This is a genomic window from Micromonospora sp. NPDC005553 (genome assembly GCF_042871765.1).
Classification (GTDB): Bacteria; Actinomycetota; Actinomycetes; order Mycobacteriales; family Micromonosporaceae; genus Micromonospora.
Genome location: NZ_JBIAJD010000001.1, coordinates 1,286,811 through 1,310,302 on the forward strand (window position 1 = coordinate 1,286,811; position 23,492 = coordinate 1,310,302).

General features: G+C 68.0%; 22 protein-coding genes. 13 read left to right on the top strand and 9 right to left on the bottom strand.

The window, feature by feature from the left end; all coding sequences use genetic code 11:
* Positions 1-32: 32 nt before the first annotated feature.
* Positions 33-797, bottom strand: coding sequence for an ATP-grasp domain-containing protein (locus ACFYPG_RS05815; protein ID WP_387350556.1), 765 nt, complete (start codon positions 795-797; stop codon positions 33-35).
* A 218-nt stretch (positions 798-1,015) separates the two neighbouring features.
* On the opposite strand from ACFYPG_RS05815, the gene ACFYPG_RS05820 reads away from it, so the two are divergent.
* From ACFYPG_RS05820 to ACFYPG_RS05855, 8 genes are all read left to right on the top strand, one after another.
* Positions 1,016-1,555: an RNA 2'-phosphotransferase gene (locus ACFYPG_RS05820; RefSeq protein ID WP_387350558.1), complete on the top strand. Its 540-nt coding sequence runs from the start codon at positions 1,016-1,018 to the stop codon at positions 1,553-1,555.
* 894 nt (positions 1,556-2,449) lie between these two features.
* On the top strand, positions 2,450-2,683 hold the full coding sequence (locus ACFYPG_RS05825) for a hypothetical protein (protein ID WP_387350560.1): 234 nt from the start codon (positions 2,450-2,452) through the stop codon (positions 2,681-2,683).
* Positions 2,684-2,717: 34 nt separating this feature from the next.
* On the top strand, positions 2,718-3,320 hold the full coding sequence (locus tag ACFYPG_RS05830; protein WP_387350562.1) for a SigE family RNA polymerase sigma factor: 603 nt from the start codon (positions 2,718-2,720) through the stop codon (positions 3,318-3,320).
* A gap of 389 nt (positions 3,321-3,709) precedes the next feature.
* Positions 3,710-3,940 (top strand): hypothetical protein, encoded by a 231-nt coding sequence (locus ACFYPG_RS05835; protein ID WP_387350564.1) that lies wholly within the window; start codon positions 3,710-3,712, stop codon positions 3,938-3,940.
* A gap of 313 nt (positions 3,941-4,253) precedes the next feature.
* The gene (locus ACFYPG_RS05840; RefSeq protein WP_145780037.1) at positions 4,254-4,826 is read left to right on the top strand and encodes an RNA polymerase sigma factor; all 573 of its coding nucleotides are present in this window, start codon (positions 4,254-4,256) and stop codon (positions 4,824-4,826) included.
* Complete coding sequence (locus ACFYPG_RS05845) at positions 4,823-5,947, top strand: hypothetical protein (RefSeq protein ID WP_387350566.1); 1,125 nt, start codon at positions 4,823-4,825, stop codon at positions 5,945-5,947. The genes ACFYPG_RS05840 and ACFYPG_RS05845 overlap by 4 nt, the downstream gene beginning before the upstream one ends.
* 290 nt (positions 5,948-6,237) lie before the next feature.
* Positions 6,238-7,266, top strand: a complete 1,029-nt coding sequence (locus ACFYPG_RS05850; RefSeq protein WP_355008656.1) for a hypothetical protein — start codon at positions 6,238-6,240, stop codon at positions 7,264-7,266.
* Positions 7,267-7,446: 180 nt separating this feature from the next.
* Positions 7,447-8,682: a hypothetical protein gene (locus tag ACFYPG_RS05855; RefSeq protein WP_387350568.1), complete on the top strand. Its 1,236-nt coding sequence runs from the start codon at positions 7,447-7,449 to the stop codon at positions 8,680-8,682.
* 131 nt (positions 8,683-8,813) lie between these two features.
* Here the strand turns inward: ACFYPG_RS05855 and ACFYPG_RS05860 are convergent, their stop codons facing one another.
* Positions 8,814-9,212, bottom strand: a complete 399-nt coding sequence (locus tag ACFYPG_RS05860) for a VOC family protein (RefSeq protein ID WP_387350570.1) — start codon at positions 9,210-9,212, stop codon at positions 8,814-8,816.
* 92 nt (positions 9,213-9,304) lie between these two features.
* Here ACFYPG_RS05860 and ACFYPG_RS05865 point away from each other — a divergent pair, with 92 nt between their 5' ends.
* Entirely contained in the window at positions 9,305-10,318 is a 1,014-nt protein-coding gene (locus ACFYPG_RS05865) for a helix-turn-helix transcriptional regulator (protein WP_387350572.1), read from the top strand.
* 118 nt (positions 10,319-10,436) lie between these two features.
* Here ACFYPG_RS05865 and ACFYPG_RS05870 read toward each other — a convergent pair whose 3' ends face one another.
* Positions 10,437-10,961 (bottom strand): aldo/keto reductase, encoded by a 525-nt coding sequence (locus ACFYPG_RS05870; protein ID WP_387350898.1) that lies wholly within the window; start codon positions 10,959-10,961, stop codon positions 10,437-10,439.
* A gap of 368 nt (positions 10,962-11,329) precedes the next feature.
* Entirely contained in the window at positions 11,330-12,250 is a 921-nt protein-coding gene (locus ACFYPG_RS05875) for a fatty acid desaturase family protein (RefSeq protein WP_387350574.1), read from the bottom strand.
* Positions 12,251-12,919: 669 nt separating this feature from the next.
* Between ACFYPG_RS05875 and ACFYPG_RS05880 the strand changes: the two genes are divergently transcribed.
* Together ACFYPG_RS05880 and ACFYPG_RS05885 are read left to right on the top strand one after the other, a co-directional pair.
* On the top strand, positions 12,920-17,071 hold the full coding sequence (locus ACFYPG_RS05880; RefSeq protein ID WP_387350576.1) for a SpoIIE family protein phosphatase: 4,152 nt from the start codon (positions 12,920-12,922) through the stop codon (positions 17,069-17,071).
* Positions 17,068-17,367 carry an STAS domain-containing protein gene (locus tag ACFYPG_RS05885; RefSeq protein WP_387350578.1) on the top strand — a complete coding sequence of 100 codons (300 nt, stop codon included), beginning with the start codon at positions 17,068-17,070 and terminating at the stop codon, positions 17,365-17,367. Before ACFYPG_RS05880 ends, ACFYPG_RS05885 begins: the two co-directional genes overlap by 4 nt.
* A gap of 310 nt (positions 17,368-17,677) precedes the next feature.
* Here ACFYPG_RS05885 and ACFYPG_RS05890 read toward each other — a convergent pair whose 3' ends face one another.
* The 4 genes from ACFYPG_RS05890 to ACFYPG_RS05905 form a co-directional block, all read right to left on the bottom strand.
* Entirely contained in the window at positions 17,678-18,541 is an 864-nt protein-coding gene (locus tag ACFYPG_RS05890; protein WP_387350580.1) for an alpha/beta fold hydrolase, read from the bottom strand.
* Positions 18,542-18,760: 219 nt separating this feature from the next.
* Positions 18,761-19,012 (bottom strand): hypothetical protein, encoded by a 252-nt coding sequence (locus ACFYPG_RS05895; RefSeq protein WP_387350581.1) that lies wholly within the window; start codon positions 19,010-19,012, stop codon positions 18,761-18,763.
* A gap of 91 nt (positions 19,013-19,103) precedes the next feature.
* Complete coding sequence (locus ACFYPG_RS05900) at positions 19,104-20,108, bottom strand: DUF808 domain-containing protein (RefSeq protein WP_387350583.1); 1,005 nt, start codon at positions 20,106-20,108, stop codon at positions 19,104-19,106.
* Between the two features lie 199 nt (positions 20,109-20,307).
* A complete protein-coding gene (locus ACFYPG_RS05905) occupies positions 20,308-20,526 on the bottom strand; it encodes a hypothetical protein (protein WP_387350585.1) in 219 nt (72 codons plus the stop codon).
* A 66-nt stretch (positions 20,527-20,592) separates the two neighbouring features.
* On the opposite strand from ACFYPG_RS05905, the gene ACFYPG_RS05910 reads away from it, so the two are divergent.
* Positions 20,593-20,901, top strand: coding sequence for a hypothetical protein (locus ACFYPG_RS05910; protein ID WP_387350586.1), 309 nt, complete (start codon positions 20,593-20,595; stop codon positions 20,899-20,901).
* A gap of 364 nt (positions 20,902-21,265) precedes the next feature.
* Positions 21,266-22,513 (top strand): PP2C family protein-serine/threonine phosphatase, encoded by a 1,248-nt coding sequence (locus ACFYPG_RS05915; protein ID WP_355008262.1) that lies wholly within the window; start codon positions 21,266-21,268, stop codon positions 22,511-22,513.
* Positions 22,514-22,600: 87 nt separating this feature from the next.
* Here ACFYPG_RS05915 and ACFYPG_RS05920 read toward each other — a convergent pair whose 3' ends face one another.
* Positions 22,601-23,422: a PIG-L family deacetylase gene (locus tag ACFYPG_RS05920; protein ID WP_355008263.1), complete on the bottom strand. Its 822-nt coding sequence runs from the start codon at positions 23,420-23,422 to the stop codon at positions 22,601-22,603.
* Positions 23,423-23,492 lie beyond the last annotated feature (70 nt).

Sequence of the window (23,492 nt, forward strand, 5' to 3'; positions counted from 1 at the left end):
GGCAGTTCAGTACACCGGCTTGGACCTACGGCTCAGAGCGCAGCGCTCGGCTGAGGCCGTCGGATGAACTGTCGGTCGCGGTCGGTCACCGAAGCCGTTGGGCTTGCCGCTCGAAGGACGACATCGAGGACCAGGTCGGGATCCGCTACGTAGGCGCCGCTGGCCCATGCGGCGTTTGCCTCGATCACGGCCCAGTGACCGTCCACGAGTCCTACGTCGACAACGATGGCGGAGGGCAACGTGTGCCCGTAGCCGGCGATGAGATCGGCGCCGAAGGCTAGCGCGTCGGTCGACGGAGGGCCGAGGTGCAATCGGCCGTACGCGGCGTACTGACTGCCTGCGTGGACAACAGCGTCGAGCACGTGTAGCCGGTACTCGGCGGTGAAGTCGACGATGTCGCTGACGAGCACTGGAGTCCGCCGGTCGACAGCATCCGGGCCGGGCAGGCGGGAGCCATCCGTGTAGATCATCGCCGGGATGTTCCTGTCATTCGGCGACTTGATGAACGCCGGTCGACGGAGCTCGTAGGCCTCGCCGATGGCGACCAGGGTGATGTCGCGGCGGGTAAGTTCACGAGGAAGCCCAGTCAGCCAACCAGGTTCCGCTTCCAGCGGCGCGATCCCAAGCAACGGTGCGACAACGTCGGCGAAGCTCGGTCCCGCATGAAGGTGATCAGCACGCAGTCCGGCGGGCACGTCGAAAGAGCCGAGCTGGACGGTGCGTATTCCGCGTCGATGAGCGGCGTCGCGCAGGCTCCGGGCCGAGGCCGTCAGACGCGGCGGCAGGACAAGTGTCACGGCTGATGATCCTGCCCCGATACGCCGTCACAATCACAGCGGTTATCAGGCGCCCGGTAGCGGTTATCTTCGACAGATGTGGGTGGTTTCGTGGTAGCCGCTTCAACCCCTGGCGGCCGGCTGAACCATGTCCGGGCCGCGGTGCGGCAGAAGACCTGAGTTCGGTGTCGTCGGAAAACCTCTCGATTCGACCACCGGGGATCGACCACAATGCCACAGTGGAACGCGAGCACCTGGTGAAGTTGAGCAAACGGTTGTCGAAGGCCCTCCGGCACGACCCCGGCCGGGCCGGCCTGGTGCTCGACCCCGCCGGTTGGACTCCCGTCGACGCTCTGCTCGCCGCCCTACGGATCGAGCGGGCCGAGCTGGACGCGGTCGTCGCCAGCAACGACAAGCAGCGGTTCGCTGTCGAGCGCGGCACCGACGGGGTGCTGCGGATCCGGGCCAACCAGGGCCACTCGGTCCCGGTGGACCTCGGGCTGCCCTCGGTGACCCCACCGGACCGGCTCTATCACGGCACCAGCGCCGACGCGCTGGAGTCGATCCGGGCCACCGGCCTGCACCGCGGCGGCCGGCACCACGTCCATCTCTCCACCGACACCGAGACCGCCTATCGGGTCGGCGCCCGGCGAGCCGGTCGGGTCGTGATCCTCACCGTCGACGCGGCGGCGATGGCCGCCGACGGGCACGTGTTCCACCGCAGCGCGAACGGTGTCTGGCTGACCGACGCGGTCCCTGCCAGCTATCTGCTCGACTGAGCCCTGGCCTGGCCCGGGCAGCGCTCGGCCGATGACCCGAACCTGCACTGCCTCGACGGACGGGACCTGTACGGCGAGGCGGACTACGCCGAACTCCCACTGCCCGACGGGGTGCACCCCGACTCTGCCGGACATCGCCGTATCGCCGAGAACTTCGCGCGACTCGCGTTCGGCAACGGCGGCCCCTTCGCCACCGAGACCGGCTGACCGTCTATCGCGCCGAGACGCAACGGGTGGAACGTGGCCGTCGCACCGATCGTCCAGCATCCGACTCTCCGCACTGGTGTGAAGACGATGGCGGGGAGGAGAAAGAGCGATCAGCAGCCAGGTCGTCGCGATCGCAGTTGGTGTGGCATCAAGCGTGATCGCCCTCCCAGGTTCCACCGGCTCCCGCCCTGAGCGCCGGGACGGCGGCGATCCAGACCAGCGCGGCGTGCGCGATGTCAGCTCAAATCCCTGGTCAACGCCTGGCGCAACACCGGTACGGCGATCCCTGCGGGCGGGCTTCGAGGCGCCCAATCTCTTCGGCGAGTTTGTCCCCACACATCACGCTTGGATTGCGCTCCGAGCCGGTGGGCGAAGATCTCGTCAGCTGACGGCAACCTTTCTGGCGCGGCGGGTCTGTCATCAGGTATGGCTCTCCACACCGGACCACGCATCCTCGTAACCGCCGCGTTCGTCGCGGTCGCCTCGGCCGGCTGCTCCGACGGTCAACCTGTCGCCGAGGCACCCCCCTCGATCCCGCCCGGGACGGCATCCGCCCCGATCACCACCACCCCGCCGCCGTCGGTGTCGACCCCCTCGGCATCGCCGTCGACACCTCCGGCACTGCCGTCGCCGTCGAGCAGGCAGCCCGACGGCGGCTGTCCCGTGACCGCACCGACCCTGAACCGCGTGCCCGGGCTACCCCACGGCGACCGCATCACCCCGGACACTGTGGGGTGCTGGAGAGGCTGGGCGTTCGGCTGGAACCGCGATCAGCAGGGCGACGGCATGTACCTCTTTCGCTACACCGCGAGCCAGGGCTGGCGCATCCACGGACAGGGCAGCGCCTTCGACTGCGGCGACCTGGGCATCGAGAAGGACCCGGACGACCCGCCACCGTTCTGCTCGTGGCGCAACGGATGACCGGTGGTAGTTGGCGATTGCGGGTGTTGTTCCGATGACGAGAAGCGGAGCGATGGTGGCCGAACCAACGGCGCGTCGGGCTGTCCCGGCGACGAGCAGCAGAGCCGCGCCGGAGGATCCGGCCGAGGCCGAGTTCTGCGCGTTCGTCCGGGCCCGGACGCCAGCGCTGCAACGCAGCGCCTTCCTCCTGACCGGTGATCGGCACCTCGCCGAGGACCTGGTGCAGGACGCGCTGGCGCGCACCCATCGGGCGCTGGGTCGGCTCGCTGACGGCGGACATTTCGAGGCGTACACCCGCACCGTCATGTACCACCTGCATGTCCGCCGCTGGCGACGGACCCGGGTTGCCGAGAACCTGTTTGGAGAACTCGCCGACCGAGCTCACCCGGACAGCGACCACGCGGGTCGCTCCGACCTGAAACTGTCGCTGCTCCGGGCGCTGGATCAACTCACTCGCCGCCAGCGCGCGGTGCTGGTGCTGCGCTTCTTCGAGGACCGCAGCGAGGCCGAGGCGGCCGAGGTGCTCTCCTGCTCGATCGGCACGATCAAGAGCCAGACGAGCAAGGCGCTGGCACGGATGCGACAGATCGCACCCGAACTGCTGTCGGCGACGGAGACGAAGGGAGTCCCCCGTTGACCGACGATCTCGACCGGCTGCGCGGCGTCATGACCGATACGGCGGAGCACGGCGGAAGCACCGACCTGTATGAGCGCGCGCTGCACGAGTCCCGCCGGCTGCGCCGGCGCAGCGTTGCCACGAGGGGCGTCGCCGCGGCCACGGGCGTGCTGGCGATCGTCGCCTCCGCGACGCTGGTGAGCGGCCGAATCTCTGGTCCTCCAGCGCCGCCGGCCACCGATCCACCGACGGTTGTCCCCATCCCCCCGCCCTCGACGGAGCCGACGTCCGCCTCGCCGACACCGTCGGCGTCATCGCCACCACCGTCGGGGTCGACATCTCCAGCACGGCCTTCGAGGACGACGGCGAGTGGGCGGCCCGACCATGGCTGCCCGGTAACGGCGGCGACCTTGAACCGCGTCCCCGGTCTGCCTGACGGTTACCGGATCAGCCCGGACAGGGTGGACTGCTGGAAGGACTGGGCGACCGGTTGGGACCCGAAGCAGCAGGGCGACGGCTTGTACCTCTTCCGGTACACGCCGAGCCGTGGGTGGCGCATCCATGGAGAGGGCAGCGCGTTCAACTGCGCGGACCTGGGCATCACCAGGGACCCGGACGACCCGCCACCGTTCTGCTATTGAGCAGCGACGAATCGTCGCCGCTGTCGGCACACTGTGGCGGCCGGCCAAGCCTGGCTCGAAAGCCCGACGCTGCCTCCCCCACCTGGCGGCGGCGGCCGGGGTCGAGCCGGTGGCGCGGGCGGTGCGCAGAATGTCGGTGAGGGTGTCGGCGATGCCGCGGACCCGGGCGGGGCGACCTGGGATTGACTTCGGCGGCCAATCCGCGGAGCAGGTGAGGCGACAACACGGCTCGCCGTCGGACCTCGGCACCTGAACACTTTCCCGGCTGATCGGCAATGTCAGGTTGAAGCGCGGATTTTTGCCGAGGAGGGCCATGGCTTCGGATGCGGATTTGATAGGCCGGTCGCTGGATGGCGATGTCGACGCCTTCGTAGAGGTGGTCGAGCGTCACGAGGCCGCCGTCGGTTCGTACCTCGTTCGCCGGGCAGGGCGGGATGCGGCTGAGGACCTCCTGGGCGAGGTGTGGGTTGCGGCGTTCGAGTCGCGGCGCTCGTACGACCGGTCGTACAACGATGCGCGGCCGTGGCTGTACGGGGTGGCATTGAATCGCTTGCGGCGCTACTGGCGATCCCGGCCGGCCGAGGACCTGGTCGCGGACGTACCGGACGTGGCAACTGGATGGGATCCGTGGTCGGCGGTGGACCTCGGCGTGGACGCCCGGGCGGTGCTCCGGTCGGCCCTGACGCGGCTCAAACCCGAAGAGCGGGAGGTCCTGAGGCTCGTCGCCTGGGAGGACCTGACCGCAGCCGACGCCGCGCGGGCACTCGGCATACCGGCCGGCACCGCGCGGCGGCTGCTGAGCCAGGCCAGGACGGCATTGCGCGACGCCCCGGGGGTGTCCGCGCTTCTGAAGGACCGCAACAGCGCGAAGGAGAGACACCGATGACCGACGAGCTCGATCTGGTCGGTGCGTTGGGCAGCGCAGAACCACTGCGCCCGGAGGCGTATCAGCGGGCGCGGATGGTGCTGCGGGCGGCTATGGCCGACCCCGGAACCGTACGGCTGCTGGGGGCGGTATCAGCGGAGGACACGACTATGGAGGCGACTTCAACCATGGAAACGACGACAACCACGCGGGAGCAGCGCCGCCGCCGTATCGGTATCGCGGGCCGATTGGGCATCGGCGCCGGGGTGGGGGTTGCCGCCGCGGCGGCAGTCGTCGCTGTGGTGCTCAACTCGTCGGCGACCGGGGGCACGGAGGCCAGCAAGGATTCGTCAGCCGCCACCTCAAGCTCGACCACCGTCGACCGGTCCGCCGAGCGCGCGCCGCTGATGACCCTGGCCGGGTCCATCAAGACGCTCACCCCGTCGGCGGGCGACGCGTGGCTGGTGAAGGCGACGCAGGTCCACGGCACCAAGACCATGCAGGTCGTGTACACGCTGTACACCGACGGTCACGCGATCTATACGGGCAACAGCGTGAAGGACATCAAGCGGGCGATCGTCCGTCACCAGGATCAGATGACGGAAGGCGGCTACGCTCCGCTCCTCGAGGCAGCCGTCGCCGCGGCGGACAGCAGCCCGGCCGACGGCCGGACGCAGATGCTCAAGGCAGCCAAGGACCCGCTGGTGGGCCTCGACCCCGTAGCGCAGAAGGCGGTGTGGGACAAGCAGCAGGCGGACGCCCAGGTGATCATCAAGCAGAAGGGCGGCAACGCCAAGCCGAAGCCGTACACCCCCCAGGCCGTTCAGCGGCACTTCGACAACGCCCTGTGGACGTACAGCACTGAAGCGCTGTCCGCTGGCGACGGCAACACGCAGGTCCGGGCCGGTGTGCTGCGTCTGCTGTCCACCATCGCCGCGGTCAGCGTCAAGGACTCGACCACCCACGGCAAGGCCACGCTGACGATCACCGCCGGCCCCGAGGTGTTCGGCGGCGAGGTCAGCGAGGTGCTGACCATCGACGCCACGACCGGCATGCTGGTCAAGAACGTCTCCACCGTGCCCGGCCTCCCCCGGTCCTTCACGACGTACGAATCCTCCCGCGTGACGACGGCCGACCTGTAGGCCGGGAACTCGAACCCAACAGCTTTCCGCAGACGGGCGTAACGCGCCCAGCGTTCGATAACGGTGCGGGCCACCTGGAGGTGGCCCGCACCGTCGTTCTGTTGTTCGCACGGCCAATGCTCACCCGACGGAAGGCTGCTCACCGTGCGGCTGGTACGGACCATGTGGGGCATCAGCCGGCATTAACATTCACTCGCCTCGAACTGCGGTCCGATTCGGGTCATGGCCGGCAATTCGGCCGACGCGGCACCCTCCCGGGTGCCTTCCCTCAACTCTGAAGGAGTCGATACGTGCGGAAAGCATTCAGCATGCTCGTGGCGCTGCTGATCATCACCGGTTCCGCGCAACCCGCGCAGGCGGATGCGGGGCCGGTGACGAGACTGACGCTGACGAGCGGGAACAACTTCTACTCAAGAGTCGAGGAGCGCCTGCTGAGCCGAACGGTCACGCTCTCGGCCGGAGAGTCGAGGCACGTACGGGGCCGTCTTGAGGCGACGAGCAGCGTCACGCAGATCGTGGCGATGAACAACACGCTCAAGTGCGTGGACGCGGGCGGCACCGTGGTCGGCACCACCTCAACGTCGTCCCGCAACCACGAGGGCTCGGACACCACGTACTACGCCATGCCTGGGCATCTGCCCATCTACGCCGACCTGCTGTTCACCGCGCCGTCGGCCGGCACCTACACCTGCGGCCTCTACGGATACACGGCCTCCAGCTCGCTCACCGATTACCATCTGACCGCCGTCGCCACCAACACCTGGCTCGAGGTGAGCGACACCAACCAGGTGGGCGCACGCTGGTGGCAGAACCCCTCCTGCAACAGCACCGGAACGTCCAGCACCTGCACCTACGTCGGCGCGGGCACCTCCACGGCCTGGGTGTTCTACAACGACGGCACGCCCGTGTACAAGTGGAACGCGCACAGCAACGCCACCAGCGTCCAGGCGCTGGCCAATCTCGAGCTCACTACCTGCTACACGGGTACGGCCTCGTGCAGCAGCAGCGTCGACGCCTACGAGATGCCGCGCGGCACGAACGCTGTGGTGGATGTGCGCTTCGAGATGATCCAGCTGGACACGACGGCGCACACCTGTCGCACGACGAGCACGGCGACGTCCCGCAAGACGATCCGCGACGACGCGCACCACTACGTCACGAACTTCGCCCTGTCCGGCATCCCGGTCGACCCGACCTGCGGCACCCGCAACTTCATCATGCGGGTCTTCGTGCAGCACGTCTCTGGCAACCCGATCAAGATCGATGGCGTACAGAGCACCACGTCGCTCACGAACGGCATCGCCATGAACATTTTCTGACGGGTCGCGCGGTCGTACACCGGCCCAGGAGCCCCCCGCGTGGGGGCCCTGGACCCGTTTCGTGTCTGGACGAATGAAACAAGTCAGACTATGTCGTTTATCAATGCGTAGGACATCGCTGCCGCGATCGGGACTATACGATCACCGCACCATCCGGGCACCTTCCACTAAGGAGGCTCCATGCGTAAAAGCATGGTGTTGCTCTGCTGCCTAGTCACCACGATCGCGGTCACATCGTCCCCCGCTCAGGCGAAGGAGTCTTCGGCCGGGCCGGCCCCGCAACCCGGCTTTGCCGCAGCAGTCGACGTCGAGGCGATGACCGCGCAGTTCCACCGACTGGAAGCCGCTGCCGCCGCGCACCCCGACGGCGCGGGCGGCACCTACTTCGACGAGGTGACCGGTCAACTGGTCGTCCGCCAGGTACAGAACGCCGAAGGTGCCCGGCTTCGCTCCGCGGTCGGCTCCCGCTCGCGACAGGCGGGAGAGGTCCCGGTCCGGTTCGAGACCACTGCGGTACCGATCAAACGGCTGGAAGCCGCAGCCGAGCGGCTGGCGAACAGCCGCGCCTGGGCTGGCTCCCACGCCGCCAGCGTTGACCGTGTGAAGCTGGACCGCCTGGCCGGAGAGGTCGTCATCCACGCTTCCGGGGACGCGGACGCACTCGCCGCCGCCGCCGTCAAGGCCACCGGCGTGACTCCCCGGGTATCGGTCTCGCAGGCCGGGATCACGCCCGCCAGCCGCCGGGTTGACACCATCCCGTACTACGGCGGGTTGGCGATGTTCAACTACAACGTCACCGCTGCGGGAGACAACCCGCGTAGCGTGAACGCGTACTGCACGACCGGCTTCCGGATGACTCGCGGGGGAACGAACAGCAACTGGGTGACGACCGCGGGGCACTGCGGTGCCAATGGCACCACCTTCTGGCACAACGGCGGCTGGAACCTCCGCGTCAGCTCGAACTACCTGGCCCTGGGCACGGACGTCTCCATGGTCGCCGGCGAGAACGGGGCCTACTTCAGCCGGTACTCCTGGTTCGGCGAGCGCGACACGTCGACAGCCAACCCGGTCACGGCGAAGCTGACCGGGTGGCCCGCCATCGGCTCCGCCGTCTACATTTCCGGCTCCAACGGCGGCCTGGTGTACGGCAGGGTCACCGACACCGGCAACACCGGATGCAGCGGCTCCCCGGTGGTGGAGGTCGACACCGTCACCGGACACGCGCAGGACGGTCCCGTACTCGGCGGTGACTCGGGCGGGCCGGTGACGAGGTGGAACACCGCCACCTCAGCAACGAACGACCTCGTCGCCGAGGGCAGCGTCACCTGTTCCGACCGTAGCAGTTACGCCGAGTTCGACCCGATCCACCGCATCGAGGCGGCGACGGGCGCCGTCGTCGTGGTCGCCGGCACCTGACAGAAGCCTGTGCGGGCGGTGTGCTGACTGACGCCGCCCGCACACCACCGCGACGTTCTGACCGCCCAACGCCGCGAACGCGCACCCGTACGCCGGCCTGCCGGAGGTACCTGTCGGGGGGTGCACTGTCGTCAGCGAGCATATTTTTCGATGGCGGCCGGGGTCACAGGGGTGAAGAAGTTGACGAGGTTGCCGTCGGGGTCGCGGAACAGTAACGACCGGTTGCCCCAGGGCATCGTGGTGGGCTCGTTGACGAAGTTCTCGACGAAGCCGGCCAGGTTCTGATGCGCGCCGTCCACGTCGTCCACGAGGAATTCGATGATGACGGTACGGTTGTCGGCCGGACGGGCGGCGCCAGGCGCGAACAGCGGGACGGTGCGGGTGCTGCCGATCGCGAGGGTCGCGGAGGTGGTCCTGATCTCGGCGAAGTCCTCGTTGGCCCAGCTCGCCTGCGCTCCCGTGGCTCGCTCGTAGAAGTCGACGAGGCGTGCGACGTCGTCCGTGATGATGCGGGTCGAGACGAAGTTCATGGTGATCTCCTTGTTCCGGTGGAGCCGTTCCAGCTCGCATGCTAGGACCAATACCGGACAGAAACGGTCCACATTTGCGCTACGTTCCACGCATGGCTCGACCTACCGCTCGCGTGCTCACTCTGCTGGAGCTCCTACAGTCGGGCGGCAGCCGGACGGTGGCCGAACTGGCCGACCGGCTCGGCGTCGACGGGCGCACCGTGCGGCGGTACGTGGACCACCTGATCGAGCTCGACGTGCCCGTCGAGTCGGTGCGCGGCCGCTACGGCGGGTACCGGCTCGCTTCCGGATACCGCATGCCTCCGCTCATGCTGGGCGACGACGAAGCGCTCGCCGTGCTGCTCGGCCTGGTCGCCGGTCGCCGAGCGGGGTTGACGACGGCGACGGGCACGGCGAGTGAGACGGCGGCGGCGAAGATCCGGCGGGTACTGCCCAAGCGGCTCGCCCACAGGCTCGACACTGTGCTCGAATCCCTCACCTTCACGGCTCCGCCCGGCGAGTTCGCCGTCCCGGAGACCGTGATCGTGCTCTCTCTCGCCGATGCCGTGCACCATCGTCGGCCGGTCTCGATCAAGTACACCGCCGCCGACGGGCGGCACAGCGAACGCACGCTGCACCCGTACGGGCTCGTCGCCCATTCGGGCCGGTGGTACGTAACGGGCGCGGATCCCGAGATCGGCGAAGACCGGACGTTCCGGTTGGATCGCATCGCAGACGCGAGGACCCTGCCCGGCGCGTTTGAGCCGCCCGCCGGACTCGATCCGGCGCAGCGCGTCCTCTCAGGGCTCGCCAAGGCTCCGTACCGGCATCAAGTGACACTGTGGATCCAGGGGACGGTCGAGCAGATCCGCACCCGATTTCCCGCCAGCGTCGCGAGCGTGGAGGAGTCCCCGTCCGGGGAAGATGCAGATCCGGAGACCGAGCGCTGGCTCCGCGTCGAGCTGTGGGCGGAGCGGCTCGACTGGTTGCCTCCGGTGCTCGCGTCGCTCGACCGGCCGTTTGTCATCGAGCGACCGGATGACCTCCGCGGTCTCGTCGTCGCGCTCGCCGACCGCCTTGCGACCTCCGCCCGTGGAGTCCGCCTCACGCATAACGGCAGCCCGTGATGGCCGTGCGCTGGACAGTCGTACGTCAGATCGAGGTGCCGCCGACACCTCGGCGAGCCGGCAACCCTACGGCTACCGGCTCGCCGACGCCGGCCCTCATCCGAATCGCGCCGTGGTGTCAGCGGTGGGTTGCGAATGTGATTTCGCCACGGGTTTGGGCTCTGATGTGGTCGCTGGCGAGCATCGCGTGCGGGAAGCCGAGCTCGATGGCGCTGGCTTGGTCGAGCCGAGTGAGCTGCGACGGCGTGAACTCGACCTCCAGTGCGCCGAGGTTTTCCTGTAGCTGTGCTGATGTACGGGCACCGATGACTGGGGAGGTCACCGCGGGGTTCTGCAGGGTCCAGGCCAGGCCTACCTGAGCGGGCGTGCGGTTCAGGTCGCTGGCGATCTCTTTGACCACGTCGACGATCGCGAGGTTGCGTTCGGTGACCCCACCGAGTGCCAGATTGAAGCTCTTACGGGCGCTTTCGGCGGCTGTGGCATCTGGCGTGGCCAGGTCTTGGCGGCTGTATCTGCCGGTGAGCACCCCGCCGGCGAGTGGTGACCAGAGGACCGTTCCCAGCCCCAGTTCCCGGGCCATGGGAAGCAGGTCGCGTTCCGCGGTACGTTCGATCAGGTTGTACTCCAGCTGTACCGCGGCCAGCTGGGCAGCATCGCGCCGACCTCACCGGTGCGCAGTTTCAGAAGAAACTGGCCGGCAGCGCCACCCTCTACCGCCACTTCCCGACGCGCGAGGACCTGGTCGAAGAGATCTACCGCGACCAGATCCGCCCGCTACACGAGGACGCCCACGCCCTGCTGGCCAGCCAGCCACCGGACCGGGCGCTACACATCTGGATGGGCCGGTTCGCCGCATGGGCCACCGAGCGGCGCGGCATCTGTCAGGCCCTGGTCGCCATGAGCGCCTGCGGAAAATCGCCCCCAGTTCGACCGTATGCTCGCGATCGTCGTCAACGGCCTGCGGCCCGGCGGGTCATGAGTGCGGGCAGTGTGGGAGGCGCGGACACGGTTTCAGTCGTTGCCCAGGCGGGTCGCTGCGGACCCGACTGTTCGCAGGTGTGCCAGTCCTTGCGACCAGGACTGGATCAGGGTGGTTTCGTGGTAGGCGACCCCCTGTTCGGTGCAGAACTGGCGGATCAGTGGCTGGGCGTGGCGCAGGTTCGGCCGGGGCATGCTGGGGAACAGGTGATGTTCGATCTGGTAGTTGAGCCCGCCGAGGAGGGCGTCGAGGAGCCGGCCGCCGCTCACGTTGCGGGAGGTAAGGACCTGTCGGCGTAGGTAGTCGAGGTCGTCGGCCTCGGTCAGGATGGGCATCCCCTTGTGGTTCGGGGCGAAGGAGCTACCCAGGTAGAGCCCGAAGAGGGCTTGATTGACCAGTATGAACACGATCGCCTGGGGAACGCTCAGGACCAGGAATATGGCTGCGAGGTAGCCGCCGAAGTGCAGGACGAGCAGTCCGGCTTCCGCCGGTCGATGCCTGAGTCCGCGGCGGCTGATGACCGCCCGGACACTGGCGCCGTGCAGGTGCAGACCCTCCAGCATCAGCAGGGGGAAGAACAGCGCCGATTGATGGCGGACGAACAGCGCCTTCACGCCGCGCTGCGTCGCGGCCTGCCCCGGGGTGAAGGACAGCGGAGCCACGACGATGTCGGGGTCGCGCCCTTCGGTGTTTGGATGGGCGTGATGGCGGTTGTGTTTGTCGACCCACCATCCGTAGCTAATTCCGTTCATCAGGTTTGCACAGACCATGCCCACCACGTCGTTCGCCTGCCGAGAGCGGAAGATCTGTCGATGCCCGGCGTCGTGGCCGAGAAACGCCAGTTGCGCGAGCAGTACCGCGAGGCCGACCGCTGTGCCCGTCTGCCACCACGACGACCCGAGCCGAACGAACACCACGCCCATCAGCACGAGGCCGCCCAACAGAACCGTCACCCGGGCCGCGTAGCGGCGCGGGTGACGGTCGAGGAGACCCGCACTTCGGACCAGGCGAGACAGCTCGGCGTACGCGCTGCCACGGTCGCTACGGGCACCAAGATCCGAATAACTCACTCTCGCCACTCCCTGTGCGACCGCTCAGGTCAGGTTCGGGATCCGCCAGCAGCCACGAGCAGGCAGGCACGCAATCCGTACGGTTTCGGCAGACATCGATCAAGTTGGCCACCGCTTGATGGTTCCAGTCTTCCTCACAGCTGCCTCGCGCAGGAGGAAACGGCAGCTCGACTTGTCGCCTGTTGAGGTGGCCTACGCCGAGGAGCAGTCGCGGATGCTGTTGCCGTTCGCGATTCTCGCCCAGCGTGCGACCGGCCACGACGGCCACCCGCGGCATCGTCGTGATCAGGCGAGGCACGGAGAAGATCTCGTCCAGGCACCGCGCAAGCCAGCGAAGCGCAGATACCGGCTCCAAGGGGGCGGGCTGGTAGAACCGCACGCGACCGTGCGTCACGCTCCCGCCGTCCTCTGGCGGGCCGGCAGGCTGAACATGTTTTACGATGCCGCGAGGCATCTGCGCGTCGGCACGTCGGTGCCAGAGGGCAGCACCGATCCGTGCTGCGAAATGGGTGCCGCTGGGTCAGGCGTGCGGTTCGAGGGAGTGTCGCCACGATGAGCAGCGCCACACAAAGGCCTTTTACCAGGGCCGACGTGTTCGCCGGTGACGGCGAAATCGGCCGTGACCTCGCGAAGGTGGACTGGGCGTCGACTCCGCTGGGAGATCCCGCAGGGTGGCCGCAGAGCCTGCGGACGGCGGTGAGCATTCTGCTGTCGTCGCGCTTCCCGATGTGGATGGCCTGGGGTCCTCAGCTGACGTTCTTCTGCAACGCCGCGTACCGGCGTGACACCCTCGGCCGCAAGTACCCGTGGGCTCTGGGTCGACCAGCCAGTGAGGTGTGGGCGGAGATCTGGCCGGACATTGGCCCTCGGATCGATCGGGTGCTGACCACCGGCGTGGCGACCTGGGATCAGGCGTTGCTGCTGTTCCTGGAGCGGTCCGGTTATCGGGAGGAGAGCTACCACACCTTCTCCTACAGCCCGCTGCGCGACGACGGCAACGCCCTCATCGGCATGTTGTGCGTGGTCAGCGAGGACACCGAGCGGGTCGTCGGCGAACGGCGGATGACCACGCTGCGTGAGCTCGGGTCCGATCCCAGCGTGGTGCGGACCGAAGAGGAGATGTTGGCCTTCGCTGGCCGGCAACTCGGACGTAACGACCTCGACCTGCCGTTCACGGCGATCTACCTTCTCGATGGCGACGGTAGCGCTCGCCTGGCGGCGGCCGCGGGCATCCCCGCAGGTCACCCCGCAGCCCCTCGCACGATTTTGGCCAATGAGCCGGCCATGGTGTGGCCGCTTGCGGCGCTGGCGCGGGGTGAGTCACAACTTGTTCGGCTCGATGGCGCCCCGTTCGTGGGACTGCCTACCGGTGCGTGGTCGCAGCCGCCGACGCAGGCACTCCTGGTGCCGCTGCTGCAACAGGGCGAGAGGCCGTACGGCTTCCTGGTGGCCGGCTTGAATCGGTACCGGGCGCTCGATGACAGTTACCGAGGCTTCGTCGATCTGGCAGCGGGCCACGTGGCGGCCGGGATCTCCAGTGCGCGCAGCTACCAGGCGCAGCAGCAGCGGGCCGAGGAACTCGCCGAGATCGACCGCGCCAAGACGGCATTCTTCTCCAACATCAGCCACGAGTTCCGCACTCCACTGACATTGATCATGGGTCCGCTGGAGGAGTTGCGTTCCCGACTCGGCGACACCGACGAGGGGGTGCTCGAGGAGTTGCAGGTCATGCACCGCAACGGGCTGCGACTCGGCAAGCTGGTCAACGCGCTGCTGGACTTCTCCCGGATCGAGGCGGGACGGATGCAGGCCCGCTACGAGCCGGTGGACCTCGCCGCGGTCACCGCTGATCTCGCCAGCGTGTTCCGCTCCGCCGTCGAACGCGCGGGTCTCACCTTCGAGGTGGACTGCTCCCCGCTCCCCGAGCCGGTGTATGTCGACCGGGGCATGTGGGAAAAGATCATCCTGAACCTCCTTAGCAACGCCCTGAAGTTCACCTTCGACGGCTCGATCCGAGTACGGCTACGCGCCGAGGGCGGCCGGGCTGTGGTGACCGTGGCCGACACGGGGATCGGCGTGCCGGCCGAGGAGATGCCGCGGCTGTTCGAACGTTTCCACCGCATCGAGAACGTCCGCTCACGTTCGAACGAGGGCAGTGGCATCGGCTTGGCGCTGGTGAGGGAACTCGTCGGGTTACAGGGCGGCGACGTCAGCGCCGACAGCACCGTCGGACAGGGCACCACCTTCACCGTCGGGCTGCCCTTCGGTAGCCTTCACCTGCCGCCGGGCACCGTCACTCCTGGCGAGGAGTACGACGTCGCCGCCACCGCCGAACCGTTCGTCGAGGAGGCGCTGCGATGGTTACCACAGGAGCCTTCAACGAGCGCGCTCGACGTGGTTGCCGGAAGCAGCGCGCGGGAATCGACGACAGACGTGCGGCCAAGCCCGGCGCATGTCCTGGTCGCTGACGACAACGCTGACATGCGGGAGTACCTCACCCGCCTGCTGCGCTCGGCCGGCTACCGGGTCGAGGCAGTCAACGACGGCCAAGCGGCCTTGCAAGCGGCACGCGTCAACCAACCCGATCTGGTCGTCAGTGACGTGATGATGCCTCGCTTGGATGGTCTGCAACTGGTAGCCGCGCTGCGCGCCGAACCTCGTACGGCGGGAACTCCGGTCCTACTGCTGTCGGCGCGGGCAGGGCAGGAGGCTTCCATCGAGGGGTTGGAGGCGGGGGCGGATGACTACCTGGTCAAGCCGTTCGCCGCCGCCGAACTGCTGGCCCGGGTGCGGACGAACGTGAAGTTGGCCCGGCTGCGCAATCACCACGCTCGGTGGCGCACAGCCCTCATCGACTCGCTACAGGAGGCCTTTTTCGTCTGCGACGAGAACGGCGCCGTCATCGAGATCAACACCACGTTCACCGATATCCTCGGCTACGGCCCCGAAGGGCTTCCCTACCCCGCCAATCCCCCTTGGTGGCCAAGCCAGGACGCAGAGCCCGAGGCATACCAGCAAGTCGTCGATGCCCTCACCCTGCTGGTGGGTCAGACCAGCGGCGCGTACACCATCCCGGTGACTCACCGAGACGGCCATCGTCTGTGGGCCGCCGCCGCTTTCAACCAGGTGCAGGACCCCGATACCGGTCGACGGGTCATCGTCGGCACCTTCCGCGATGTCACGGCGGAGCACTACGCCGTACAACGGGAGAGCGCGCTGGCCGCCCTGAGCATCCGTCTGTCGCAGGCGGACAACCTCGCCAACGCCCTGCACGGCGTCCTCGATGAGCTACGGGGGCTGTGGCGCGCGAGGCGAGTGCTCGCGGCGGTCTTCGACGGCTCGCACACCCCGACGATCGCCACGACCGATCCGCACCAGCGCTGGGACACCCTGTCCGACCAGCGCCGGCAGATGCTCACCGTCCTGCGGGACCGGCCCCTGCTCACCACGGTCGCGGACCGGACCACGGGCGTCGGAATCGCCGTCGACCACCCGCACGGCACGATGGCCCTGTGGATCGACCTCGGCGAGAGGCGCCCCGTCACCGAACAGGACGAGACCCTGCTGGCCTTGCTGGCCGGCCACCTCAGCCAAGGGCTGCAGCGGGTGCAGCAGATCGATCAGCAGCGGGAAACCGCCCTCGCGTTGCAACGGGCCATCCTCGGGCCCGCACAGCTGCCCAGTGGTTTCGCCGCGCGGTACGCACCCGCCACCCGGCCGTTGAAGGTCGGCGGCGACTGGTACGACACCATCGCGCTCGTCGACGGGCAGATCGGCATTGTCGTCGGAGACTGCGTTGGTCACGGACTGCGAGCCGCCACCGTCATGGGACAGTTGCGCAGCGCCTGTCGTGCTCTGCTGCTGCAGGATTCCAGCCCGTCGCGCACGCTCACCGCACTCGATCGTTTCGCCGCCCAGTTGCCCGGAGCGCTGTGCGCGACGGTCTTCTGCGGCGTCCTCGACCCGACGACCGGGCACCTGCGCTACGCCAGCGCCGGGCATCCTCCCGCCATCATCACCTCTCCCGACGGCCTCACCCGGATGCTTGACCAGGGCCACTCGCGTCCCCTCGGAGTTCGAGGCAGCGCCGAGCGGCCCGAAGCTGAGGAACGTGTGCCAGCGCGGGCGACCTTGATGCTCTACACCGATGGACTTGTCGAACGCCGCCGCCAACCGCTCACCGCAGGCATCGACCACGTCGTGACGGTGATCCAGAACGGACGCGCCCACCCCATCGAGACGCTCGCCACCGATGTCATGGACCAACTCAGCCCGTCGGGGGGGTACGACGACGACGTCGCGGTCCTGCTCTACCGCCATCCCGGCCCGTTGGAACTCGACTTCGCCGCCGAAAGCGCCGGTCTCGCACCCGTACGCACCGCCCTGAGAAGCTGGCTTGAGCGCTGCGGACTCGATCCCACCAACGCCTACAACGTCCTGGTGGCCGTCGGCGAAGCCTGCGCCAACGCCATCGAGCACGGCCACCGCGACAACCCCGGCGGACGGATCCGGCTACGGGCCACCGCCACCGCCGGCGGCCTGCACCTCAGCGTTACCGACAGCGGGCGCTGGAAGACACCCCAGCCGGACGCCGACACCCACCGGGGACGGGGCCTGGTCCTCATGCGTGCCCTGATGGACGCCATCACCATCACGCCCGGCGCCACCGGCACCACCATCGACATGCAGGCGAGGATTTCATGAGCACCCCGCTGACCCTCACCACCAGTCACCAGTCAGACGGCACTCCCGTACTGACCGCAACCGGCGAGGTTGACATGAGCAACGCCGCCGACTTCGCAGCAGCCCTCACCCGCGCCGTAGAAGCCGCCTGCGGCCAGCTGACGGTCAATCTGACCGCACTGGAATACCTCGACAGCGCGGGTCTCGCGGTCCTGTTTCCCCACGTCGAGCGGATCCACCTCATCGCCAGCCCACTCCTGGCTCCCGTCCTGACCATCGCAGGCCTGGCCGACCTGATGACAGTCACTCCTGCCTAACGGGTTCAGGCTGTTTAGGCAGGCTTCTCGGCACGAGCCATCGTCGTCGTAGCGACGACGCGCCTCAAGGCACCGCGACGCCATAGGCGCATTCGTTGGAAACGGCCTACGAAGCGGAGGCGTCGAGTCCATCACCTCAAGATCGGCGGAACGGTTTCGCGCTGGACGATACGTGGTGTGCGATGGCGACGTTCTCCGGCGTGAACTGGGTCCCGCTCAGGAACGCCACCTTGGTCAGGCCCGAATCGATCCAGGCGCCGAAGTGCTGCCCGGTGCCCTCGTGGTGGACCAGCGCGGCGGAGCGAGACTGTCAGGTGAGAAAGTCCCGCAGCGCTGTGGTCAAGCCGTCGGGATTTTCTTCAGCGACGTGGTGTCCGGACTCAATCGGATGACCACGAAGATCATCGGCCCACGCCGCCCAGATCGTGAGCGGATCACCGTACAGATTCTCCATGTCGTCCCGTGTGGACCAGAGGAAGAGCGTCGGGCAGCCTACGGTGCGGCCGGCATGCCGGTCGGCTTCCTCGTGCTCTCGGTCAACTCCGAGGCCAGCGCGGTAGTCCTCCAGCATCGCCCGCACCGTGGCTGGGTCGTGGATGGCCTGCCGGAACTCCTGGTAGTTTTCGGCTCCCATGCTGTCGGGCCGCGCCTTGCTGGCGTACCAGGCGTCGGGATCGGCGTTAATGACCCGTTCTGGCGTGTCAGCCTGGGCGAAGAAGAACCAGTGGTACCAGTCGCGGGCGAACGTGGCGTCGCACCTCGCGAGGGCCTCGCTGATCGGCACGCCGTCGAGCACGACCAGATGGCTAACTGCGTGGGGATGGTCCAGTGCCAGGCGTAGCCCGACGTAGGAACCGCGGTCGTGCCCAACTACGGCGAAGCGCGGGTGGCCCAGAGCATTCATCAGCCGGACGAGATCCGCTGCGACTGCTCGCTTGGACTGCTGGGAGTGGTCGGGGAGGATACGCGCTTTCCCCGACTGTCCGTAGCCGCGCATGTCCGGACAGACAACGGTGAACCCGCGTTCGACCAACTGCGGCGCGACCCGATGCCACGTCGAACCGGTACGGGGATGGCCATGAATGAGAAGAACCGGAAGGCCCTGTCCGGCGTGCCGGACTCGTAGCTCCACTTCCCCGACGTCGACCCGCTCGTCCGTGAAGTCATCGAACATGACAGACAGGTGTCCAGACGGCCGGTCGGGCAAACTCCCCTTTTCGGCAGACTCGGATGCTGTGGGTGTCGCCTTCAAACTCGCCGAGCAAGGGCCTCCCGTTCTGCGCCGTGCCGCCGAGCCAGAAGCTGTTCCTCGATCTCGTTGAGGCTAGGCAGTACGCAGTCGCTCGGCTACCGGTGACACCGGGCCGACGGCAGCGGGTTGGCTTTGCGGTCGTCAGTCGCGCGCGAGCGCGGCGTACGCCTCGGCGAACCGTGTGCGTCGTTGCGTGTACTGCCCGACATACGCGAGTCCGGCTTCATATGTCGCGCCGGTGGCCTTGGGCGCGCGCGGGACGTCCGGTGCCAGCACATCGAGGGCGTGCTGCCCGGCATCAGGCTCGGTCGGACCTTCACCGTGCGCAAGCCGGCCGCGACGGCTGCCCGCGTCCTGGCAATCCTCGACCTGGACGAAACCATCACCCGACAATCCGGCCGTCCCGGTCCACCTTGCACCCGTACCAGGCGCGGTTCGGCACCAGAACGCCTGGCCCCGTGGTCGAGTTGCGGTGATTTCGTGGTCATCCGCGCGGCGCTTGGTCCGCAGGAGCGTCGGGACGCCGAGCTGCACGGCTCGGCGGCGCGGGGATGGTGCCGTCAGTACGAGTCGCGGCCGTCGCAGTCGCGGCCGCAGCCTCGGGTTTGCGGCGGTGGAACGTGAGAGTCATGACCAGCACGACCAGCGCTCCGACGATCAGCCCGAGGATCGCGCTGGCCACCGTGTTGACGAGCCAGCCGACGAGCCCGCCGAGAACACCCGTGGCGTCGTGGGCAGCGACCTCCACGTGGTGCACGGCCTCGTACAGGAAGTGCAGGTTCAGCTCGTTCGTGCCCAGCAGCAGGATGTGCCCGCCCACCCACAACATCGCCGCGGTGCCGACCACCGTCAGCACGGTGAGGACCACCGGCATCGCCCTCACCAGACCGCGGCCGAACGTGGCGACGGCGCCGGAACGTTGCGACAGGCGCAGCCCGGCGTCGTCCATCTTCACGATCAGGGCCACCACGCCGTACACCAGGACGGTTATGACGACGGCGACGACAGCCAGGATCACCAGGCGGGACCAGAACGCCTCATCGATCACCTCGTTAAGGCTGATGACCATGATCTCCGCCGAGAGGATCAGGTCGGTTCGTACCGCCCCGGACACCAGTGTCGTCTCGTCCTGCACCTTCTCCTCGCCCGCGCCGGAGGCGCCGTGATGGGCGATCTTGGCCCACACCTTCTCCGCGCCTTCGTAACAGAGGTAGGCGCCGCCGAGCATGAGGATCGGAGTGAGCAGCCAGGGCACGAACTGACTGAGCAGCAGCACCGCCGGCAGGATGATGAAGAACTTGTTGCGCAGCGACCCCACGGCAATGCGCTTGATAATCGGCAACTCGCGCTCGGCCGCGAGGCTCCGCACGTACTGCGGCGTGACGGCAGCATCGTCGACGACGACGCCCGCAGCCTTGGCGCCGGCCTTCGCGGCGGCCGCCCCAATGTCATCGATCGACGCGGCAGCGGCCCGGGCCAGCACCGCCACGTCATCCAGCAGGGCTACGAGTCCACCGGCCAAGGGAGGGTCCTTTCAGGGTTGAGCAGAGTTCGAACTGGCCCATTCTCGCTCAGGTCCCTGTGCGCGGCACGCCACCGCCCGGCCGTAGATAAGCGCCTCACGAACACCACGCTCTGTCAGCGGCAGATCCGGACACTCGATCATCCGTCGACGGGGCCTTGATGGCTCACACCAGGCTGCACTTGCCCGTCCGAAGGCACGCACCCACGGGGCGCCCGTGGCCGGGAGTCTCGTCGGACGGGGCGACGCTCGCCGGTCCGAGGACGCTGGTCGTCGTCACAATCGTCGGCCAGTCGCGCAGCGCGAGCGCGTTGGACAGGCGAAGCCACGCCCACCACGCGTCACCGTGGGCGTCGTCTAGTACGCCGTCGCGGTCGTCGAGCACGGCGGCGACCTCACGGTCAGCGGGAGATCACTACCCTCGTAGTCCACCGAGCGGGAAGGGGCCAGCATGGCAGCGCTGGTCGAGCACACCGAGCTGTACGTCGATGTCGACTATCGACTGTTCGCGATGATCGACGACAGCAATGACCGGCGCAACGTTCCACCCCCACCGCACGAGCTCGATCAATGGGTCAGCTCGGCGCCGGGCTACGTGGTGGTCGAGAACATCGACGACGCCATGGTGCTGGGTAGCGACATCCGGCTGGAGACCTGGGACGGGCCGGCCGACTTCGATCCGGCCGGCTGGGACCGCTGCCACGTGCTCGAGGTCACAGCCAGCGAGCAATCCAGAATTACAGCATTGGGGCCTAAATAGGTACAAATAGACAGTCGTTCTGTCCTATTTATTGTGTTTTCCACGAAATTTGGTGTCCGAGGGGCGACACGATCCATTGCCCCACCGCCGTTGACGCTCAGCGCAACTCTGCAGCTGGCCCAAATCTAGCTGCGGTGTCGACCTCTTCGGATTCGCCAAGTACTTCACGGCGGAGGACGCGCTGGTCACGGCACCGCGAGTGGGATCGGTGTTCCGGGCGGCGGATCGTGCTCGTCGGTGTGGCAATTCCGGGGCGCAGATCATGGCTGACGTGTCGCGGGGTCGCCGAGGTCACCCGGGTCGCCCCGGCGTCCGCCACGATTGCTCGGTGGCATGCTGTGGGTCGGCTTGGAGGAGGGTCCGCGTGAGTAGCTTGGAGTCGCTGCGGCAGTTGCTGCAGCAGTCACACCACGCACGTCCGGATGACCTGCCGGAGATGGCGATGCGCGCGGCGCCCTTGTTGGATGCGCGCGCCCTGGTGATCTACCTGGTGGATCATCAGCAGCGGCTGCTGCTGCCACTGCTGGGTGGCAGCGCGCCAGCCCGCGAACCGATCGAGATTGACGGAACTCTCGCCGGACGCGCATTCAGCACGGCGGCGACCTGCCGTGGCGCCAGCGGTAATGAGGGCGAGCGGGTGTGGGTGCCGGTGCTCGACGGCAGTGAACGCATGGGGGTGCTGGAAGTGGTCGCCGACGGCCCGCTGCACAACGACAGCGTTGACGACTGCGTCGCGGTCGCGTCCCTGCTCGCCGAGCTCGTCGTGACACGGAGTCTGTACAGCGACACGATCGAGCAGATCCGGCGCCGGGCACCCATGCAACTGGCCGCGGAAATGTTACGCGCGCAGCTACCGCCGCTGACCTTCTCGACCGGACACCTGATGATCAGCGGCATCCTCGAACCCTGCTACGACGTGGGCGGCGACGCGTTCGACTACGCGGTCAACGGCGACACGGCACATTTGGCGTTGTTCGACGCGGCCGGTCATGGTTCCAGCGGCGGGATGCGGGCCGTGGTGCTCGCCTCTATCGCTCTCGCCGCCTACCGCAACGCCCGCCGCACCGGCCTGGACCTCACTGCCACCTACCATCACATCGACGCCGCCGTCCGCGGCCACGACCGGTACGGGATGATCACCGCAGTTCTCGCCGAACTCGACCAGCGCACCGGCATCCTGCAGGTCATCTCCGCCGGTCACCCGAGCGGAATCGTGCTGCGCGACGGCAAGGTCGTCAAGGTCCTGCCCACCCCGACCGCCCTCCCGGTCACCCTCGGCGACCAGCGCCCACCGGTCGTCGTCGAGGAAGCTCTCGAACCTGGCGATCAGGTGCTGCTCTACACCGACGGCATCATCGAAGCCCGAACATCCGCAGGCGAGACATTCGGCGTGGAGCGCCTCGTCGAATTCGCCACCCGAGCAGTCGCCGACCAACTGCCCCTGCCCGAAACCGCCCGCCGGCTCGTGCACGCCATCCTCGAGCACCAGGACGACCGCCTGCAGGACGACGCCACCGTACTACTCGCCCAATGGCGCAGCCCTGCACCCCCGCACTCGGACTGGGAAACGATCAACGCACCGACCCACCAACCACTCGCCACGCAGTCGTAGCACCGGATCGCCGGGAGCCATGCCGCAACGTGGCGGACGGCGGCATCCAAGACGACCGTCGCTGCAACCGAGCCAATGTGTGGACGCTCAGTCGTAGTGCCGGTCCTTCAGGGACTCCCGATCCACGACCGGCGGCGTGACCACGTCCATCCCGCGGACCCCCGGGTGCACCGCGCCGATCAACCGGAGACGGTCCACCCTCCCGCGCAACGCCTCTACCACGCCCGGCAGGCCCAACCTGGCAGCCTCCTCGGCGGCGAGGTTCCGCAGCAGCGGAGCCACCCCAATCTGACCGAACTGGAACCCGAGTTGGCTGTGATAGCTGGTGGCGGCCGCCACCTTCCTGGCCAGATGATCGCTGATGTCGGCACCCGCCTCGACACCGTCGGGCACGCAGCGCCACGGTGACGCAGCTGGTTGCCGACTGACGTACGGCACGTCCCGCCACCACAGGCCGTCCGGCCTGAGCGCGGCGACCGTCTCGGTGACGACGCGATGGTCGGCGTGGTCACCGAGGGCCTGTGGCGCGAGGATCACGCCGGCGTCCGCCAGATGCGGACGCAGCGCCGGTACGAGGGCCGCCGCCACCCGGTCGTCGCCTCGAACACCGGCGAAGAGCGCGGCCGGATCGGAATAACCGCGGTGCGGCGCCTCAGGCAGTGGCAGGTGGACCGGTTGCACCCCGAGCACCGCACAGGCTGCTTCGTCCTCCGCCCGGCGAAGCGCCATGTAGTCGACGTCGGCCGCGATCCCCTTGTCGAGCTGACAGGCCAGGGCGAACGGCGACAGGTCAGGCACGCTCGCGGTGAAGCAGGTGACCACTCGTACCGTCCAACCCGTCGCCGCCAGCGCCGCGAGGGTGCCGCCGACGGAGAACACCGCGTCGTCCAGGTGCGGGCTGACCGCCACCGCGACTCCGGGACACGTCGTCACCGGCGGTCTGCCGTTCCGGGCTGTCGGGCTCGCGAACCCGACATGC

Excerpts from the sequence above, each read along its gene's own strand:
- ACFYPG_RS05830 (WP_387350562.1), top strand. The coding sequence starts at position 2,718 with ATGACGAGAAGCGGAGCGATGGTGGCCGAACCAACGGCGCGTCGGGCT.
- ACFYPG_RS05860 (WP_387350570.1), bottom strand. The coding sequence starts at position 9,212 with ATGAACTTCGTCTCGACCCGCATCATCACGGACGACGTCGCACGCCTC.
- ACFYPG_RS05880 (WP_387350576.1), top strand. The coding sequence starts at position 12,920 with ATGAGCAGCGCCACACAAAGGCCTTTTACCAGGGCCGACGTGTTCGCC.
- ACFYPG_RS05855 (WP_387350568.1), top strand. The coding sequence starts at position 7,447 with ATGCGTAAAAGCATGGTGTTGCTCTGCTGCCTAGTCACCACGATCGCG.
- ACFYPG_RS05840 (WP_145780037.1), top strand. The coding sequence starts at position 4,254 with ATGGCTTCGGATGCGGATTTGATAGGCCGGTCGCTGGATGGCGATGTC.
- ACFYPG_RS05865 (WP_387350572.1), top strand. The coding sequence starts at position 9,305 with ATGGCTCGACCTACCGCTCGCGTGCTCACTCTGCTGGAGCTCCTACAG.
- ACFYPG_RS05845 (WP_387350566.1), top strand. The coding sequence starts at position 4,823 with ATGACCGACGAGCTCGATCTGGTCGGTGCGTTGGGCAGCGCAGAACCA.
- ACFYPG_RS05910 (WP_387350586.1), top strand. The coding sequence starts at position 20,593 with ATGGCAGCGCTGGTCGAGCACACCGAGCTGTACGTCGATGTCGACTAT.
- ACFYPG_RS05890 (WP_387350580.1), bottom strand. The coding sequence starts at position 18,541 with ATGTTCGATGACTTCACGGACGAGCGGGTCGACGTCGGGGAAGTGGAG.
- ACFYPG_RS05885 (WP_387350578.1), top strand. The coding sequence starts at position 17,068 with ATGAGCACCCCGCTGACCCTCACCACCAGTCACCAGTCAGACGGCACT.